The sequence below is a fragment of the Pseudoalteromonas sp. PB2-1 genome (genome assembly GCF_045040605.1).
In the GTDB taxonomy this organism is placed as follows: domain Bacteria; phylum Pseudomonadota; class Gammaproteobacteria; order Enterobacterales; family Alteromonadaceae; genus Pseudoalteromonas; species Pseudoalteromonas arabiensis.
Genome location: NZ_CP090667.1, coordinates 2,857,611 through 2,875,638 on the forward strand (window position 1 = coordinate 2,857,611; position 18,028 = coordinate 2,875,638).

The 18,028-nt window shown below is 41.4% G+C and carries 16 protein-coding genes; 4 read left to right on the forward strand and 12 right to left on the reverse strand.

From position 1 onward, the window contains the following. Positions 1–10 precede the first annotated feature (10 nt). Together L0Z67_RS13360 and mdoH are read left to right on the forward strand one after the other, a co-directional pair. A complete protein-coding gene (locus L0Z67_RS13360) occupies positions 11–1,675 on the forward strand; it encodes a glucan biosynthesis protein (protein ID WP_237114393.1) in 1,665 nt (554 codons plus the stop codon). Then, positions 1,647–3,629: a glucans biosynthesis glucosyltransferase MdoH gene (gene mdoH / locus L0Z67_RS13365; protein WP_405128120.1), complete on the forward strand. Its 1,983-nt coding sequence runs from the start codon at positions 1,647–1,649 to the stop codon at positions 3,627–3,629. The genes L0Z67_RS13360 and mdoH overlap by 29 nt, the downstream gene beginning before the upstream one ends. Positions 3,630–3,687: 58 nt before the next feature. On the opposite strand, the gene L0Z67_RS13370 is transcribed toward mdoH, so the two are convergent. The 8 genes from L0Z67_RS13370 to L0Z67_RS13405 all read right to left on the reverse strand — a co-directional run bounded on the left by L0Z67_RS13370 (position 3,688) and on the right by L0Z67_RS13405 (position 12,737). After that, a complete protein-coding gene (locus tag L0Z67_RS13370) occupies positions 3,688–4,656 on the reverse strand; it encodes a PstS family phosphate ABC transporter substrate-binding protein (RefSeq protein WP_130149561.1) in 969 nt (322 codons plus the stop codon). Between the two features lie 91 nt (positions 4,657–4,747). After that, complete coding sequence (gene phoR / locus L0Z67_RS13375; protein WP_237127165.1) at positions 4,748–6,079, reverse strand: phosphate regulon sensor histidine kinase PhoR; 1,332 nt, start codon at positions 6,077–6,079, stop codon at positions 4,748–4,750. 54 nt (positions 6,080–6,133) lie between these two features. Further along, positions 6,134–6,823, reverse strand: coding sequence for a phosphate regulon transcriptional regulator PhoB (gene phoB, locus L0Z67_RS13380; protein WP_054551169.1), 690 nt, complete (start codon positions 6,821–6,823; stop codon positions 6,134–6,136). Between the two features lie 145 nt (positions 6,824–6,968). After that, the gene (locus tag L0Z67_RS13385; protein WP_193987744.1) at positions 6,969–7,919 is read right to left on the reverse strand and encodes a porin; all 951 of its coding nucleotides are present in this window, start codon (positions 7,917–7,919) and stop codon (positions 6,969–6,971) included. Between the two features lie 398 nt (positions 7,920–8,317). After that, positions 8,318–9,382 carry a class II fructose-bisphosphate aldolase gene (fba, locus tag L0Z67_RS13390; protein ID WP_062569512.1) on the reverse strand — a complete coding sequence of 355 codons (1,065 nt, stop codon included), beginning with the start codon at positions 9,380–9,382 and terminating at the stop codon, positions 8,318–8,320. Positions 9,383–9,589: 207 nt separating this feature from the next. Continuing rightward, positions 9,590–10,765, reverse strand: coding sequence for a phosphoglycerate kinase (locus tag L0Z67_RS13395; protein WP_405128121.1), 1,176 nt, complete (start codon positions 10,763–10,765; stop codon positions 9,590–9,592). Positions 10,766–10,807: 42 nt separating this feature from the next. Further along, complete coding sequence (epd, locus tag L0Z67_RS13400) at positions 10,808–11,824, reverse strand: erythrose-4-phosphate dehydrogenase (RefSeq protein WP_062569510.1); 1,017 nt, start codon at positions 11,822–11,824, stop codon at positions 10,808–10,810. 697 nt (positions 11,825–12,521) lie between these two features. After that, the gene (locus tag L0Z67_RS13405; RefSeq protein ID WP_405128122.1) at positions 12,522–12,737 is read right to left on the reverse strand and encodes a hypothetical protein; all 216 of its coding nucleotides are present in this window, start codon (positions 12,735–12,737) and stop codon (positions 12,522–12,524) included. Positions 12,738–12,821: 84 nt separating this feature from the next. Between L0Z67_RS13405 and L0Z67_RS13410 the strand changes: the two genes are divergently transcribed. After that, positions 12,822–13,106: a type II toxin-antitoxin system RelB/DinJ family antitoxin gene (locus L0Z67_RS13410; protein ID WP_062569509.1), complete on the forward strand. Its 285-nt coding sequence runs from the start codon at positions 12,822–12,824 to the stop codon at positions 13,104–13,106. After that, complete coding sequence (locus L0Z67_RS13415; protein WP_062569508.1) at positions 13,103–13,381, forward strand: type II toxin-antitoxin system mRNA interferase toxin, RelE/StbE family; 279 nt, start codon at positions 13,103–13,105, stop codon at positions 13,379–13,381. Before L0Z67_RS13410 ends, L0Z67_RS13415 begins: the two co-directional genes overlap by 4 nt. Positions 13,382–13,405: 24 nt before the next feature. Here L0Z67_RS13415 and L0Z67_RS13420 read toward each other — a convergent pair whose 3' ends face one another. The 4 genes from L0Z67_RS13420 to L0Z67_RS13435 form a co-directional block, all read right to left on the reverse strand. Further along, on the reverse strand, positions 13,406–14,029 hold the full coding sequence (locus L0Z67_RS13420; protein WP_062569507.1) for a 3'-5' exonuclease: 624 nt from the start codon (positions 14,027–14,029) through the stop codon (positions 13,406–13,408). Positions 14,030–14,038: 9 nt separating this feature from the next. Continuing rightward, complete coding sequence (locus tag L0Z67_RS13425; RefSeq protein ID WP_405128123.1) at positions 14,039–15,877, reverse strand: DUF294 nucleotidyltransferase-like domain-containing protein; 1,839 nt, start codon at positions 15,875–15,877, stop codon at positions 14,039–14,041. A 117-nt stretch (positions 15,878–15,994) separates the two neighbouring features. Continuing rightward, entirely contained in the window at positions 15,995–17,719 is a 1,725-nt protein-coding gene (locus L0Z67_RS13430) for a sodium:solute symporter family protein (protein ID WP_062568812.1), read from the reverse strand. Positions 17,720–17,729: 10 nt separating this feature from the next. Then, positions 17,730–17,993 (reverse strand): DUF4212 domain-containing protein, encoded by a 264-nt coding sequence (locus L0Z67_RS13435; RefSeq protein ID WP_004586074.1) that lies wholly within the window; start codon positions 17,991–17,993, stop codon positions 17,730–17,732. Positions 17,994–18,028: the final 35 nt, after the last annotated feature.

Here is an 18,028-nt window from a genome sequence, read left to right on the forward strand (position 1 = left end):
GGAAAACAGAATGAAACCAGAAACCCAGACTAAGCTCTTCAGTGCATTAAAAAAGAAGACCTACTTGGGCGTATTATTAGCCATCTGTGCAGGCAATGCATACGCTATTGAAGAACAAACTCAACCACAAGCAACCAAAGCAGAGGAAGCGGTTGTTGAGCAAAAGCCTGCGATGATTACTATTCCACAAGAAAAGCTATTTGAAGTTATCACTGCGCGTGCGAAGAAATTAGCTTCAGAGCCTTATGTTGCACCTAAAGATTTAGAACTTGAAGCTTTAACAAGTATTGGTTATCAAGATTATCGCGCAATTCGTTTTCGTACTGAACAAGCTATTTGGAAAGATGAAAGCCTTTATGAAATCCAATTATTTCACCCAGGTTTTTTATATAAATCACCTGTTGCGATCAATACCCTAGAGAAAAATGCCGAAGTTAAAAGCTTGCCATTTAAAACGGATTATTATCGCTACGACGCAACCGCAGCCCCTTTAGAGCAAGAAATCAGTAAAGCCACAGAAAATGCGCAGTTAGGCCATGCGGGTTTTCGCTTACACTTTCCTTTGAATAACAATGAGTACAAAGATGAAGTCGCGGTTTTTCAAGGCGCATCTTACTTTCGTCTAGTAGGTCCGCATCAGGTATACGGTATTTCAGCGCGAGGATTAGCGATTGATACAGCATTAAGTTCAGGCGAAGAGTTTCCCGTTTTTAAAGAGTTCTGGCTAGTTAAACCGGCACCAGAAGACACCACTATCGTACTTTATGCACTTTTGGATAGTCCTTCAGTTGCAGGTGCTTATCGCTTTGAGCTGACTCCTTCAACCAATACTGAAGTAAAAACCGAGATGCAAATTTTTGCCCGTAAAGACATTAAAAAGTTAGGTATTGCACCGCTTACAAGTATGTTTTATCACGGTGAAAACAGTACCAAGTTCTTTGATGACTACCGTCCAGAAGTTCATGATTCAGATGGCTTATTAATGCAATCAGCACAAGGTCAATGGGTATGGCGTGCACTCAATAACCCGAAAAAACTGAGTGTTACTTCATTTAGCTATGATAGTCCGAAAGGCTTTGGACTCGCGCAACGTGACCGTGATTTCAATAATTACTTAGACACAGAAGCGCACTACCACAATCGTCCTAGCATGTGGATTGAACCTATCAATGATTGGGGCAAAGGACGTGTAGAGCTTGTTGAAATTCCGACAGACACCGAAACTAACGACAACATTGTTAGCTACTGGGTACCAGAGCAAGCTATGAAGGCTGGCGATAATTTAAGCTTCAGCTATAAGCTATCAACCTTCAATGCAACCCTTGCAACGCAAGATAAAGCCAGTGTGTTAAGAACCCGCATAGGTAGCGCGGCATTACCTGGTGAGAAGAATCCACCGCCAAAAAGTCATCGCCAATTTACCGTCGACTTTAGTGGCGAAAATATTAACCAATTGTCTGCAAACTTCGCACTGATGGCTGATTTAAATATTTCAGCTGGCCAAATCAGCGATAAAACAGTGCAGCAATTACCAAATAATCAAGGATGGCGCGTGGCATTTAAGGTGGCGCCTGAGGGAGATAAGCCCGTTGATATGCGCTTATCGCTAAAACTACGTGACAAAGAAATTAGCGAGGTATGGAGCTATGTCTGGTATCCAAATGACGTCCAATAGTAAAAAACTAACTGCAACTGCAATGCCGTTTAAAAAGACACGTGCTTGGCTTTTTACGTGCCTAGCACTGGCCATAACAGCCTATGGCGTGTGGATCATGTTCGATATTTTAAATTCAAACGGCATGACATTACTTGAGTACGCATTATTGGCATTATTCTCTGTAACCTTTGCGTGGATTGTTACTGCCTTTTGTAGTGGGTGTATGGGCTTTATTTTACAGCTCTTACGCATTGACCCATTAACATTGAAACGTCAAAAACCAATCGACGTTAATGCTGATGCTATTGCCCAAACGAAAACAGCCATTGTTATGCCTGTTTATAATGAAGATACAGAGCGTGTTATTGCAGGCTTTGAAGTGAGCCTTCGCTCGCTTGAAAAAACAGGGCAAATGCCGCATTTCGATTTTTATTTACTCAGCGATACGCAAGATCCAGACATTGCCCGCAATGAGCTAAAAGCATGGAATGCATTTACAGCACGCTTGGGTGATTTAGCGAAACACACTTTTTATCGTCGCCGTGAAGATAACAAGCATCGTAAAGTAGGTAACTTAACTGACTTTTGTGAGCGTTGGGGTAGCCAATACGAACATATGATAGTACTTGATGCTGACAGCATCATGACGGGTCAATGTATGCTTGAGCTAACATCAAGCATGATCAATAACCCTAATACTGGCCTTATCCAAACGATTCCGATTCCAGTTCGCCAAGATACTTTTTTCGGTCGTTTTTTACAATTTGCATCAATCTTATATAGTCCAATGCTAGCGACGGGGTCTGCTTTTTGGCAAACAAATCAAGCTAATTACTGGGGACATAATGCGATTATTCGCGTTGAAGCCTTTACGCAGTGCTGTGGCCTTCCAGTATTAAAAGGTAACGCGCCTTTTGGCGGTGAGATTTTAAGCCATGACTTTGTGGAAGCATCCCTGTTACACCGCAGTGGCTGGGATGTGCTATTACTGAGCGACGTTGAAGGTAGTTACGAAGAAGTACCCAGTAATATTTTAGACTACGCAATTCGTGATAGACGCTGGGTACAAGGTAATATTCAGCACTTAGGCCTACTCCCTAAATCGGGCTTGAAGCTGATGAGTAAAATGCACTTTTTATTTGGTGCTACGGCCTATATTTCATCATTAATTTGGCTATCAATGTTGGCATTAAGCACCTTAGATGCGGTAACACGTGCTGTAAACAGTGATGTGTATTTCAACCATGCGTACCAGCTTTTCCCAACATGGCAAATAGCAAAAACTGAATTAATCGACTCATTATTATTCATCACAATTGGTTTGCTGTTACTGCCGAAGCTACTGGGTATCATTGTCACACTCGTACACCGCAATAAAGCATTTGGTGGCACGATGAAACTCATTGCTGGCGCACTCATTGAAACTGTATTTGCCATTATCATTGCGCCACTTATGATGGTGTTTCATAGCTACTTTGTAGTGTGTGTATTTCTTGGCAAAAAAGTGAGCTGGGATGCGCAACCACGCGAGGGACGCATGGTTCCGTGGAAAGAAGCCATTGGCTATACATTATTCTCTACGGTTACGGCGTTTATTTGGGGTGGTGTTGCGTATTACTACACACCAACTTTCTTTTGGTGGTTATCGCCTATTTTAGTCGGTCTAATTTTAGCTGCACCAATTGTTCGATACTCAAGCAGTATTGGTCTTGGTGTTAAAATGCGCAAAATGGGTATTTTCCTTTGCCCTAGCGAGGTAATTGATGATGATACTCTCGCAGCACTGCGTGTTCATCAGCAAGAGATTGCCTTACCTGAGGACTCACAGGCAAGTTTTGATGTGCCAGCTTTACCTGACGAGTCACCAACGATCATGCCTATTCAAAGCTTTAAAGCACCTTCAGGGAAAAAGCGTAAGCAAGTTCGCCGTGCACAACAGCGGCTAAAAGCAAAACTACTTGCTAAGCTCTAAACTATAGACGAAAAAAAACCGCTCAAACTGAGCGGTTTTTTACTATGTCTGTTGGTTGTTACAGAAGGCCTAGCTTTTTAAGTTCAGCCATTGCCATTTTGCCTGAAAGTGGCACATAACCATCTTTCTCAACAATTTTTTGACCATCTACAGAAAGAACCATTTTTAAGAACTCTGCATCAATGGGTGCAAGTGGCTTGTTAGGGTGCTTGTTCACATAAACATACAAGAAACGAGATAATGGGTATTTACCAGTAGCAACGTTTTCTAGGGTTGCATCAACAAAGTTAGACCCTTTTTTCGCCAGTGGTACTGTACGTACACCTGATGTTTTATAACCGATACCTGAGTAACCAATCGCGTTTAGTGACGATGAAATTGATTGTACTACAGAGGCAGAACCTGGTTGCTCATTTACATTGTTACGGAAATCACCTTTACACAGTGCTTTCTTTTTAAAGTAACCGTAAGTACCTGATACTGAGTTACGACCATAAAGCTGGATGTCTTTAGCAGCCCAGTCACCCGTTAAACCTACATCACTCCAACGATTTGCTTGTGCATCAGCACCACATTTACGAGTAGAAGAGAAAATCGCATCAACTTGGTCAATACGTAAACCTTCAATAGGGTTATCTTTGTGTACAAAAACAGCAAGAGCATCGATTGCTACGCGTACTTCAGTAGGCTTATAACCGTAACGCTTTTCGAATGCTTCAATTTCTTTTGACTTCATACGACGGCTCATTGGGCCAAAGTTTGCTGTACCTTCAGTCAATGCTGGAGGCGCAGTTGAAGAACCCGCAGCCTGAATTTGAATGTTTACGTTTGGGTAGAAGCGCTTGTACTCTTCAGCCCAGAACGTCATCATGTTTGCAAGTGTGTCAGAGCCTACAGATGAGAAGTTACCCGAAATACCACTTGTCTTAGTGTATTCAGGCATATCTTTATCAACTGCAGCTGCTTGAGCTGATACAAATGTTGTTACAGCCACACCCATTGCGGCAACGAGGTTTTTGAATTTCATAGGGGTTACTCCGATTTGTTCGTCCCATTTCCTAACTGCCACCTACTTTAATTACACAAGATGACAGTTAGATTACCCTAAAATGACACTTTTATGACTTTGAATTATTTTCTGAAGAGCCTAGCAAACGAACAACTTTATCGCTGCCAAATGCAAACGAAAACGTTGAACCTTCACCGAGTTTACTTTTAATATCTAGGTGACTATCGTGACGTGTAAGCACGTGTTTTGTAATGGCTAAACCTAAGCCTGAGCCACCAGTTGTACGACTACGCGCCTTATCAACACGATAAAACCGTTCGGTTAAACGATTAATGTGTTCACTGGCAATACCATCACCATTATCCGTCACACTAAACGCAGCCAGATTATTTTTAAGCTGCCAATTAACCACTATTTTTCCACCAGGCTTGGTATAGTGGATAGCATTAAAAACTAAGTTTGAGAATGCGCTGCGTAACTCATCCTCAGCACCTTTAATATCCAAGGTTTCATCCACATTAAATATGAGCTCATGGCCTTTGTCTTGATTAAGTGACTTAGCTTCGGTTTGAATATAGGTAAGTAACTGCGGCACATTCACAGGCTTGTCGTTATCTTGACGACGCGCCCCTTCAATACGCGACAGTGAAAGTAATTGATTGACCAAACTATCCATACGCTTACATTGTTCAAGCATGGTTGTTTGTGCTTTTTCCCACATAGCCGGTGGCGGTAATGTGTCAGCATCAAGCATCTCCAAATAACCAGTCACAACGGTGAGTGGTGTACGCAGTTCGTGAGACACATTAGCCACAAAATCTTTACGCATCTGCTCAAGTTGCTTTAAGCGAGTAACATCACGTACCACCATCATCAGCTGTGAACTTGCATAGGGCATAACACGAAACTCTAGCGTTTGATCATAGCTATGGCCACCATCCAGTTCGAGCGGTTCATCAAAACACGCTTTATGCATGTACTTTGCAAATTTAGGATCGCGAATAAGATTATCTAAACGTTGTCCGTGATCGGTTGGCCACTGTAAACCTAATACCTTAAGTGCCAATTGATTACACCAGATAATGCTAAGATCTTTTTGTAACACCACCACCGCATCTGGAACGGCTTCTGCCCCGTCACGAAAACGACGAATTAAATCAGCCAGCTCATTACGTTTTTTACGATTTCGATGTTGTAAACGATAGATCCCCTCAAAGACCTGCTCCCACGCTCCCTCCCCTTCGGGTGGGTTAAAACTACGTTGATTAAGGAGCCAATCGCTAAGGCGATATAATTGATGATAGTGCCAAATTAGTAGTGCAAAAGAGCCTAAAAATAAAAGCAAAAAAGGCGCACCAACGAGTACGCCAACTAATAACAAGGGTAAGAAATACATAAACAGGCGTTTTGCTAACGCCTGTTTATTGACTACTCGATACATACACTCACTTAACCTTAAGTATGTAAATTAGCTAACTGTTGTCGGCTAAGGCACTTATAATTTACTAGAAAAACGATAGCCTGCACCGCGAACGGTTTGCACCAAACGGTCATGTCCAAGTGGTGCAATCGCTTTGCGTAAACGACGAATGTGCACATCAACAGTACGGTCCTCTACATATACATTTGTTCCCCATACATGATCAAGTAATTGCTCACGGCTGTAAACACGTTCTGGATGAGTCATAAAAAAGTGAAGTAATCTAAACTCAGTCGGACCCATATCTAATTCACTCCCTTCTGATGTAACGCGGTGTGAAATAGGGTCAAGACGTAAACCATGCACTTCAATGGCTTCTTCTAAAGAAGTAGGAGACACTCGGCGAATAACCGCTTTGATACGCGCCATGAGCTCTTTCGGAGAAAATGGTTTAGTTACATAATCGTCAGCACCAACTTCAAGACCACGCACTTTATCTTCTTCTTCTCCGCGTGCTGTCAGCATAATAATAGGGATTTGACGCGTATATTCGTTTTGCTTGAATTTTTTAGCAATTTGAATACCACTCCCACCTGGTAACATCCAATCTAATAAAACCATATCGGGGTATGGCTCTACCATCGCTTCAATGGCAGAGTCGTAATCTTCTGCTTCAATTGCTTGAAAACCATTTTGCTCTAAAACAAAAACCAGCATCTCTCTGATAGGTGCTTCGTCATCGACGACTAGTACTTTACGTGACATTCCAATTTATCTCTTTCGTTAGCGAACTGGTTTCATTATTATGACTAAGTATGACATTTTTATGAAAGTCTAACGAGTAATTCAAAAAGTACCAAAAAATCAAAGTATAAATCTGTATTTTTTAACTTTAAATGAGCTTTAATAACTAAAAGTCATACCTCAAGGTAACAGCTAGATGGTCTTGATCGGCGTTATTATCTAGTGAGAATTGCGTATACCACATGTACATCCTTGCCTGTTTTGACAAACTTCGTTCAATACCAATAGACGTACCGGTGCCTGAATCTTTTAACTTACCAAACTCGCCTTCCGCATCTTGATATTGCGCTAATAACTTATATTTATTTAGCTTATAAGAGGCGCTAAATAGAAAGCCATCTTCACTATCAGAGTCTGATATTTTTTCACTTTGTTGGTACATTCCACCTAACGTGAAATCACCTAACTTACCTTGTGCAGTAAACCGTGTGGTGTCATAACCTGCCACTTTGCTGTCGTGGGCTACACTAACGAAAAAAGGTGTCTTTTTAAATTTACTGTCGCCATACATGAATGCTGCTGATACGCCCGTTTCATCTTTTTGCTTTGAGTTATCTTCGGCAATATAGGTGACCACAAATTGCATATTGCCAACAACAGGCGAGTTGTAATGAAGTACATCTCCAAGACGGTTTTCACCATTAAAAAGAGCTTTTACATCACCGTTAAAATCATTCATTAGATCGATTTTTCCCTGTGATACTTTTAGCGCGGTATCGTGACGCCCTGCGACTATTTGCCCATAACGCCCTTGCAAGCCGACATACTGATTACGTGCTGTAATATTTTCTTCTGTTTTGCCATCACTATCTTGATCAGCGGCATTTACAGCAAACTCAAACTTATAGATAGCTTTAAAGCCATCACTAATATCACCGCTTCCCTTAATTCCTATGCGAGAGCTGTAACTCTCAACGGAAGTGTCACTCCCCTCCCCTGTGTCACTATTTGCAATACCTAAATGGGCTCGGCCATAAATATCAATTGCCTCGGCTGCACTATCAAAAGAAAATAAGCATAGAGCAAAGCTCGACAACATAATGACTGGTTTGTTCATAGGACGATCCTTAATTTAAGCAGTAACTTAAAAATCGAACATAAACTGTTATTGGTCAAGATATAAGCAAGTATTTAATATAAATATTTCAGATCACTGATCTACTAACTGAAACAGATCAGGATCAGGTTTTTACTAAGTTGATCAGTTTCAGATCAATTTTATACTTACATATCAGGCTAACTTATTGATTTAATGTTAAGGCTCTTAGTATTTCGTTTAAAAGCTGAGCAGAGAACAGGCTGAGATCAGTATTGAACTAGTAAAATAATGATCTGTGTAGTTTAAGGTTAGTAAAACGCTGATCCTAACAAGCTTGAGTAAGTAAATCGCTGATCCAATTTGATCTAGACAATAAAAAACCGGCATAGAAGCCGGTTTTATTGATTTAGTATCAATTACTTAATTTTTGGATCAAGCTCACCAGATAAATACTTAAGGTGCATATCATCTAAAGAAATAGCTTTGATCTTACTTGCTTGTCCCGCGGTACCGAATGACTCATAACGCGCTACACAGATCTCTGTCATAGCTTTGGTTGCTTCAGCTAAGTATTTACGTGGATCAAAGTTAGCAGGATTTAAAGCTAAATGACGACGAATCGCCCCTGTTGATGCTAAACGAAGATCGGTATCAATATTAACTTTACGAACACCGTATTTAATCCCTTCGATGATCTGCTCTACTGGTACGCCATAAGTTTCAGGAATTTCGCCACCGTATTGGTTAATAACTTCTAACCACTCTTGTGGCACTGAAGACGATCCATGCATTACTAAGTGAGTATTTGGGATACGCGCGTGAATTTCTTTAATACGATCAATCGCTAAAATATCGTCTGTAGGCGGACGAGTGAATTTATACGCACCATGTGATGTACCACATGCAATAGCAAGTGCATCTACATGTGTTTTACGAACGAAGTCAGCCGCTTCTTCAGGATCAGTTAGCATTTGCTCTGTAGAAAGTTTACCTTCTGCACCTACGCCATCTTCTTCACCTGCTTCACCTGTTTCAAGTGAGCCTAAAACACCTAGCTCGCCTTCTACAGACACACCGCAAGCATGTGCCATTTCAACTGTTTGACGCGTTACATCAACGTTGTATTCGTAGCTTGAAGGTGTTTTACCATCAGACATTAATGAGCCATCCATCATCACTGATGAAAAACCTAACTGGATTGAGCGCTGACACACACCTGGTGAAGTACCGTGATCTTGGTGCATTACAACTGGAATATGAGGCCATTCTTCAACGGCTGCTAAAATCATATGACGAATGAAAGGGGCACCGGCATAAGCACGTGCGCCAGCAGAACCTTGTACAATTACTGGGCTGTTTGTTTTATCAGCCGCTTCCATAATTGCACGCATTTGCTCTTGGTTGTTAACGTTAAACGCAGGAACGCCGTAACCATTTTCAGCTGCATGATCAAGAAGTTGTCGCATACTGATTAAAGCCATTTGGGATTCTCCAAATTGTATCGACAGTAGTTTCCTACTATCTAGTTTGAACGGATATGTTAGTTTTTGATGCATCACTGCATCACGAAAAGCCACAGCATTTACTATCGCTGACCGTTATAGCTGAAAATAAAATGAAGGTGAGAGGTATTTTATTAACAGCTAACCAGCATAACCAGACGACTGATTATGCTGGCTTCGCACTAATTACTTAGCACGTTCTTCAAGCATAGCAACCGCTGGCAGCTTTTTCCCTTCTAAAAACTCAAGGAATGCACCACCACCAGTTGAAATATAAGATACTTTATCGGCAATGCCGTATTTATCAATTGCCGCAAGCGTATCACCGCCACCCGCAATTGAGAACGCATTTGAATTCGCAATCGCATCCGCAATAGCACGAGTGCCGTTACCAAACTGATCAAATTCAAATACACCAACAGGGCCATTCCACACAACAGTGCCAGCTTTAGCAATAATATCTGCAAGCTGCTTTGCTGTATCAGGACCAATATCGAAGATCATATCTTCGTCTGTTACTTCATTAACATCTTTTAATGTTGCAACCGCTGACTCTGAGAACTCATTACCAACAACAACATCGGTTGGTACCGGAATTTCACCATTATTTGCTTTTGCCGCTGCACTTAATTTGTTTGCTTCATCAATTAAATCAGCTTCAAATAAAGATTTACCTACAGGGTGACCCGCTGCCGCAATAAAGGTATTCGCGATACCGCCACCCGTTACAAGCTGGTCAACGACTGTAGATAATGAATCAAGTACAGTTAACTTAGTCGATACTTTAGAACCACCTACAATCGCCACTAAAGGACGCGCAGGGTTATCAAGCGCTTTGCCTAGTGCGTCTAGCTCTGCCGCAAGTAGTGGACCTGCACAGGCAACATCAGCAAATAAACCCACACCGTGAGTAGATGCTTGCGCACGGTGAGCCGTACCAAATGCATCCATTACGTATACATCACATAATGCAGCGAGCTTTTTAGACAGTGCTTCGTCATTTTTCTTTTCGCCAACGTTAAAACGCACGTTTTCGAAAACCACCACTTCATTATCAGCAACGTCTACGCCTTCTAAGTAGTCTTTTTCAAGACGCACAGTTTGCTCAAGAGCATCATTTAAATAATCGACCACTGGGGCAAGTGAAAATGCTTCATCATATTCCCCTTCCGTAGGGCGGCCAAGGTGTGACATCACCATTACTTTAGCGCCTTTTTCTAACGCTAATTTGATAGTAGGTAATGCTGCACGAATACGTGCATCAGAGGTCACTTTACCTTCTTTAACAGGCACATTTAAATCTTCACGAATTAACACGCGTTGGCCGTTTAAATCTAAATCTGCCATTTTAATGACCGACATGGACTTCTCCTTAGTTAACGATACTAATATTATATTTATAAATTATTGACTTATAGCCACCATCGCACGCGCAGTATCGAGCATACGATTTGCAAAACCCCATTCATTATCGCACCACACCAACAACTTTATCAGTCGTTTATGACTAACACGTGTCTGTGTGCCGTCTATGATACAAGAATGTGGGTCATGATTAAAATCTACCGACACCAAAGGCTCTTCAGTGTAACTTAAAATACCATCAAGACGGTCTTTAGCTGCCAGTTTAAGTGCTTGATTAACCGCCGCTAAATCGACATCAGAATTAACGGTAACACTCAAATCCATGGCCGTCACATTGATTGTAGGCACACGCACTGCAATGGCTTCAAAGCGACTATGAAACTTAGGTAGTATACGCTCAATACCGCGAGCAAGTTTCGTATCTACCGGAATAATGGACTGGCTAGCTGCGCGTGTACGACGTAAATCATGATGATATGCATCAATCACTTGTTGGTCATGCATCGACGCATGAATGGTCGTAATTGCCCCAGATTCAATTGAAAATGCGTCATCTAATACTTTGATAACTGGCACAATACAGTTAGTTGTGCATGAGCCATTAGAAACGATTGTATGCTCTGCTTTTAATTCATCGTCATTAATACCATATACTATGGTGGCATCAACATCGGCATCAGCTGGCTGCGAAAATAATACTTTTTTTGCACCGGCATTTAAGTGTAGCTCAGCATGCTCTCGTGAGTGATATACTCCTGTGCATTCAAGCACTACATCAATGCCAAGGGTTTGCCAAGGCAACTCAGCGGGGTTTTCTTCAGCAAACAGTGCTATAGAATCATTAGCGACTGTTAGCGTATCTTCACCTAGATTAACAGGAAATGAAAAACGACCATGAGATGTATCGTATTTAAGGAGATGGGCAATGCCCTTTGGGTCGGCTAGTTCATTAATAGCGACAATTTTAATCTGATCTTCAAGCCCTGATTCGTACAAAGCACGGACGATGTTGCGCCCAATCCGACCAAAACCGTTAATTGCAAGTTTGATTGCCATGAAGAAGAAAATCCACTCTAGTTGCTTGCAGATAAAGGCAGCTGCCTTTTAGATGGCGGTATTGTAATCGACCTGACACATTTTTATAAGAGGTCAGGTGAAATAAAAATTGCTTAGCGTGTTTTAGATGGCGCAGTTTTGGTAATCGACCTGACACATTTTTATAAGAGGTCAGCCAAAATAAAAATTGCTTAGCGTGTTTTAGATGGCGCAGTTTTGGTAATCGACCTTACACATTTTTATAAGAGGTCAGCCAAAATAAAAATTGCTTAGCGTGTTTTAGATGACGCAGTTTTGGTAATCGACCTGACACATTTTTATAAGAGGTCAGGTGAAATAAAAATTGCTTGGCATGTTTTAGATGGCGCAGTTTTGGTAATCGACCTTACACATTTTTATAAGAGGTCAGGTGAAATAAAAATTGCTTAGCATGTTTTAGATGGCGCAGTTTTGGTAATCGACCTGACACATTTTTATAAGAGGTCAGGTGAAATAAAAATTGCTTAGCGTGTTTTAGATGGCGCAGTTTTGGTAATCGACCTGACACATTTTTATAAGAGGTCAGGTGAAATAAAAATTGCTTAGCGTGTTTTAGATGGCGCAGTTTTGGTAATCGACCTTACACATTTTTATAAGAGGTCAGCCAAAATAAAAATTGCTTAGCGTGTTTTAGATGGCGCAGTTTTGGTAATCGACCTTACACATTTTTATAAGAGGTCAGCCAAAATAAAAATTGCTTGGCATGTTTTAGATGACGCAGTTTTGGTAATCGACCTGACACATTTTTATAAGAGGTCAGCCAAAATAAAAATTGCTTGGCATGTTTTAGATGGCGCAGTTTTGGTAATCGACCTGAAGAGTTTATAAGAGGGCCAAGTAAAAAGAATTTCTTCGCTAGTAAATTACCACTCACCTTAACTCTAATTAAAAAGTAAGTTAGTTGCCCAACCCTCACACTAGTGCTAACATTTGTACACACAAAAGTCAGGAGTCTAGCATGGATACCAGAATTCAATTTCGAGTTGATGAAGAAACTAAACGACTTGCTCAGCAAATGGCACAAAGCCAAGGTAAAACACTTAGTGATGCTTGTAGAGAGCTCACAGAGCAATTAGCTGAACAGCAAAGAAAATCGCTGTCTCACGACGCTTGGTTAACAGAGCAAGTAAATCAAGCTTTCGATAAATATGAGGCTGGTGAAAGTACTTTTATCGACAACAAAACAGCTAAATCCCGCATGGCTGAGCGTAAAGCAAAAATACGCAATAGAGGCAATCTATGATCCTATGGGAAGATGAATCTTTAAATGATCGTGAAAAAATCTTCGACTATCTTTATCACTTTAACCCAAGTGCTGCAGACAAAACCGATGAGCTCATCGAAGCTAAGGTAGAAAATTTATTAGCCCAGCCTTTGATGGGCGTAGAGCGTACATGCATCAAAGGGCGACTGCTCATTATCCCTGAAATCTCGATGATTATTTCCTATTGGGTCGAGGATGACATAATACGTGTCATGCGTGTTCTACATCAAAAACAAAAATTCCCTCGAGATTAACCCTTTTCAAATAACGCCTGCTAATCAAACCACCTCCCCTACTTTTAATGGTTTACCCCGGCTGATTTGATGGCACTGCGCTAAGAATAACTCGGCAGTTGCCATGGCATCAGTAAGGGCATGGTGCGAGCTGTAATGCGGTAAATTGTAACGTTTGCGACATTCGCTGAGAGTTAAGTCATCGTGGCCAATTTCATGACCTTGTTTATGGAGGCGCTTTTTTTCAATCACAAAAGTATCAAGAATCAAACGCGCTTTTGCCTTTAAACCGAACTTACGACACGCTTGTTTTAAAAACCCCCAATCCAGCGCCGCATTATGAAACACCAAAATACACTCATCAAAATGCTCATGCAGCTTGCCAAGGATCGTTTCTAAGCTTTCGCCTGCATCTATATCTTGCTTAGCAATACCGTGATAAATCGGGCTTTGCTCTAAACTTTGCACGTCTTTATTTATTAAGTGCTGAGCACCGCTGAGTTTAATACATTGATCTTCTATCATCACCCACGCCACAGAGACGATTTCATGCTTGCGAGGATCAAGACCTGTTAATTCCATATCGATCACAATGTAGCGTTCTTTATAGGCATTAGACGCCAATAATTGCTTGCGTGCTAAATACCGACTTAACCAGCGTTTTACCATGGTGCTCTCCTATAAACTTCCGCGAGCAAATTTAAAGGCAGCAGCTTGCTGTGCTTGTTTAACCAAGTAAAACGCTTCTTTTAATTGGTGGCGCTCTAGGGAGTTTAAGGCATTTGGATTAATGCAGTTACTCGGTAGGCCTTCTTCATTTATTTGCGTACCTAAACGCAGCTGCGTTAAAAAACGCCAGCAATCTTTTAGGTTATACAAATCATCTTTATTGAGTAATGAAAATCTCATTAAGGCATCGATTCGCTCTTGCGTATTAGCCCGCTGAATACCCGCTTTGAGAGAATATAAACGCACTATATCGTTGATGATCACCACACCACGTTTTTTTAAATCAAGGTACTTATGCTGCTTGTCATCTTTTTCTAGCTTAAATTGATTAAACAATCCGATTGGTACAGGTGTATTTTTAATATCACTGGCCATAGCCGCATAGAATAAGTCATTTTTAGAAATACGTTTTAATTGTTCACAGAAGCTTGCATATAAGGTTGTTGAGCCTTCAATAAACCGTAAATCAAAAAATATTTTGCAATTGAGCATGGCCTCTGGCGTGGGGGAGGTAATCCATTTATAGAATTTTTCAGTCCATGCACTTATACCCATTCTGCACTGTGGGTTGCTCGCCATAATATTACCTGGGCAACGTTTAATACCGCATTCAGTCAACTGCTCGCATACAAACTCGCCCATACGTCTGAAGTAATCTTGCTGCTGTTCAGTTAACCCATCTGGCAACAGTAAACCATTGTCTTGATCTGAATGCAGGGTTTGTTCTTCACGGGCCTGCGAACCAAAGCAAATAAAGCTAAAGTTGGTTGGCGCAGCACCATTATCTTCTTGAAACAAAAGAATTAAGCGCGAGGTCAAGGCATCGGTTAAACCACTTAATAATTTACCAATCAGTGAGATATCATCGATATTATTCGAAAAACCTTTTAATAAGCTCGGGATTTCTTGCGAATAGCGTTTTAAGTCAACCACACTATGCGCTTTATAAATACGACCAATCAATTGCACAGGGTCACTTTTTTGCTGGCGCAATAAATCAGTGCTGGTTAGCATACCCAATGGTTTATGGTGCTCATCAAGTACAGGTAAATGATGAATATTGTATTTGAGCATCAAGTGCAACGCTGAAAACACCCGATTATTCTCAAAAATAAACTTTGGTTTAGCAGTCATAATACTGCTGACAGACTCTTGCGGGTCAACCTCATCGGCTAATACACGGTTGCGCAAGTCTCTGTCTGTAACGACCCCCACTAAACGCTCATTTTCTGTAAGCATAATCGACGAGACACCCTGTTTTTTCATTTTCTTAGCGATTTGTCGAATGCTCGCATCAGGTGCTGAGATGACTGCTTTTCGGTTCATCAACTCCGCTATTTTCTTTTCAGACCAACTCTCATTTTGACTCTTATAGTGAGATGAAAGCAGGCGATTCTTGTGAGCTCGCACAAAGTATTGCTCAAATACTTTGTATTCACGACGCAAATAGTCAAATGCCGCTTGGCCTAACATGTAGACAATGCCTTCCTTTTGCACAGAAATACTATTTTGAATGGCCTCGCCTGTTAGCAATGAGGGAAAGCCAAAGTAATCGCCAGTTGCCAACTTAGCAATCACATCGCCTTTTGCATCAACCAAATCGTAATCACCAGAGCGAATCAAAAACAACTTTGGATTTTCTGAGCTTAACCACTGATTTTGATTCTCACGGGTAAGGTAAATAATATCGAGATGGTTAACAAAGTACTCGCAGGCAGCCATATCAAGCTGATTAAAAGGGGTTTGCTGCATCACAAATTGGGCGACTTCCTGTTGCTCGGTATTCATGGTCATTCTCGCTATTCGATGGGGCAATATCTACACTACTCCCGTTTTAAATAAATAAAAAGCCCGACTTAAGTCGGGCTTTTAACCTTCAAGAGTGTGTTCTCATAAATGGCATTTTTAGTGCGCGTGCGCTGCGCTCGAACCTTTCGGGTTACGAATACTTTCAACCATTTCTTGGATTTCAACTGGCGTTTCAGCCGTTAGTTTAAGTACGATACCTGCCACTACAAAGTTAACAATCATACCAACTAGACCGATCCCCTCAGGAGAGATACCAAATAACCAGTGTGCAGGCGCATTTAGCTCAGGGCTTACGAACTTGAAGTAGATAATATAAGCCGCAGTGAAAGTAATACCTGTCACCATACCCGCGATTGCACCTTCTTTATTCATCTTCTTAGAGAAGATACCCATTATGATAGCTGGGAAGAAGCTCGCCGCTGCTAAGCCGAATGCAAAGGCAACAACCGAGGCCACAAACCCTGGCGGGTTAATACCAAAGTAAGCTGAAATCACAATCGCTATCATTGCCGCTAATCGCGCTGCAAGTAGCTCTTGTTTGTCACTAATATCTGGTTTTAAGGTACGTTTTAATAAGTCATGGGATACCGAGGTCGAGATTACCAATAGTAAGCCTGCAGTTGTTGATAGCGCTGCTGCGATACCACCCGCTGCAACTAATGCAATCACCCATGCTGGTAAGTCTGCAATTTCAGGGTTTGCAAGTACCATGATGTCGCGGTCAACATTCACTTCATTAGCGCTGTTTGGATCATCAATCTTACCTGCTGAGTAGAACATTTTGCCGTCACCGTTTTTATCATTAAAGGTAATAAGGCCTGTTCTTTCCCAGTTCTTAACCCATGCTGGCGCTTCAGCATACTCTGTACCGCTTCCATCTTTACCATTAATTGTATCGATCATGTTTACACGGGCAAACGATGCAACAGCAGGTGCAGTTGTATAAACAATAGCAATGAAAACAAGCGTCCATGCCGCTGAGATACGTGTGTCTTTAACACGAGGAACAGTGAAGAAACGAACGATTACGTGAGGCAGACCCGCAGTACCAACCATTAACGCACCTGTGATTGCGAATACATCAATCATGCTCTTCGAGCCTTCGGTATATTGCGCAAAGCCGAGTTCAGTACTGAGCCCATCAAGTTTATCAAGTACAAACTGTCCTGAGCCATCACTTAACGTTGCACCAAACCCTGTTTGTGGGAAGAAGTGACCCGTCATCATCATTGAAATGAAGATTGCTGGAACAAGGTAAGCAAATACCAGTACACAATACTGCGCTACTTGCGTATATGTAATGCCTTTCATCCCGCCTAATACAGCGTAGAAAAAAACAATCACCATGCCAATGTAAACACCGGTCTCAATATCAACTTCTAAAAAGCGAGAGAATACAACACCTACACCACGCATTTGACCTGCAATGTATGTAAAACAAATAAAGATGGCGCATAATATTGCCACAATACGTGCTGCTTGTGAGTAATAACGATCACCAATGAAATCGGGCACCGTAAACTTGCCAAACTTACGAAGGTAAGGCGCAAGACATAAAGCAAGAAGTACGTAACCGCCTGTCCAACCCATTAGATATACACCACCATCATAACCCGCAAACGAGATGATACCCGCCATTGAGATAAACGATGCTGCACTCATCCAGTCAGCGGCCGTTGCCATACCATTGGCCAGTGGTGGAACACCGCCACCAGCAACATAGAATTCATTTGTTGACCCTGCACGGGCCCAGATTGCGATGCCGATGTAAAGCGCGAAGCTTAAACCGACAATAATAAACGTGAGTGTTTGAACATCCATTGCTTAGCTCCTATTCGTCTACGCCGTATTTTTTATCTAACGTATTCATTTTGAAAACGTAAACAAAAATCAAAGCAACAAAGGTGTAAATTGCGCCTTGCTGGGAGAACCAGAAGCCGAGTTTAAACCCAAAAAAACGTACTTCGTTCAGTACATCTACCAATAAAATGCCAAAACCAAATGAGACGACAAACCACACTGCTAACAGTTTAAATAGCAGTGAAATATTTTCCGCCCAATAAGCTTTTGCTTGTTCTTCATCTTTAAAAGCCATTTTTATCCCCTTATACATTACCAATGTAATGAGTG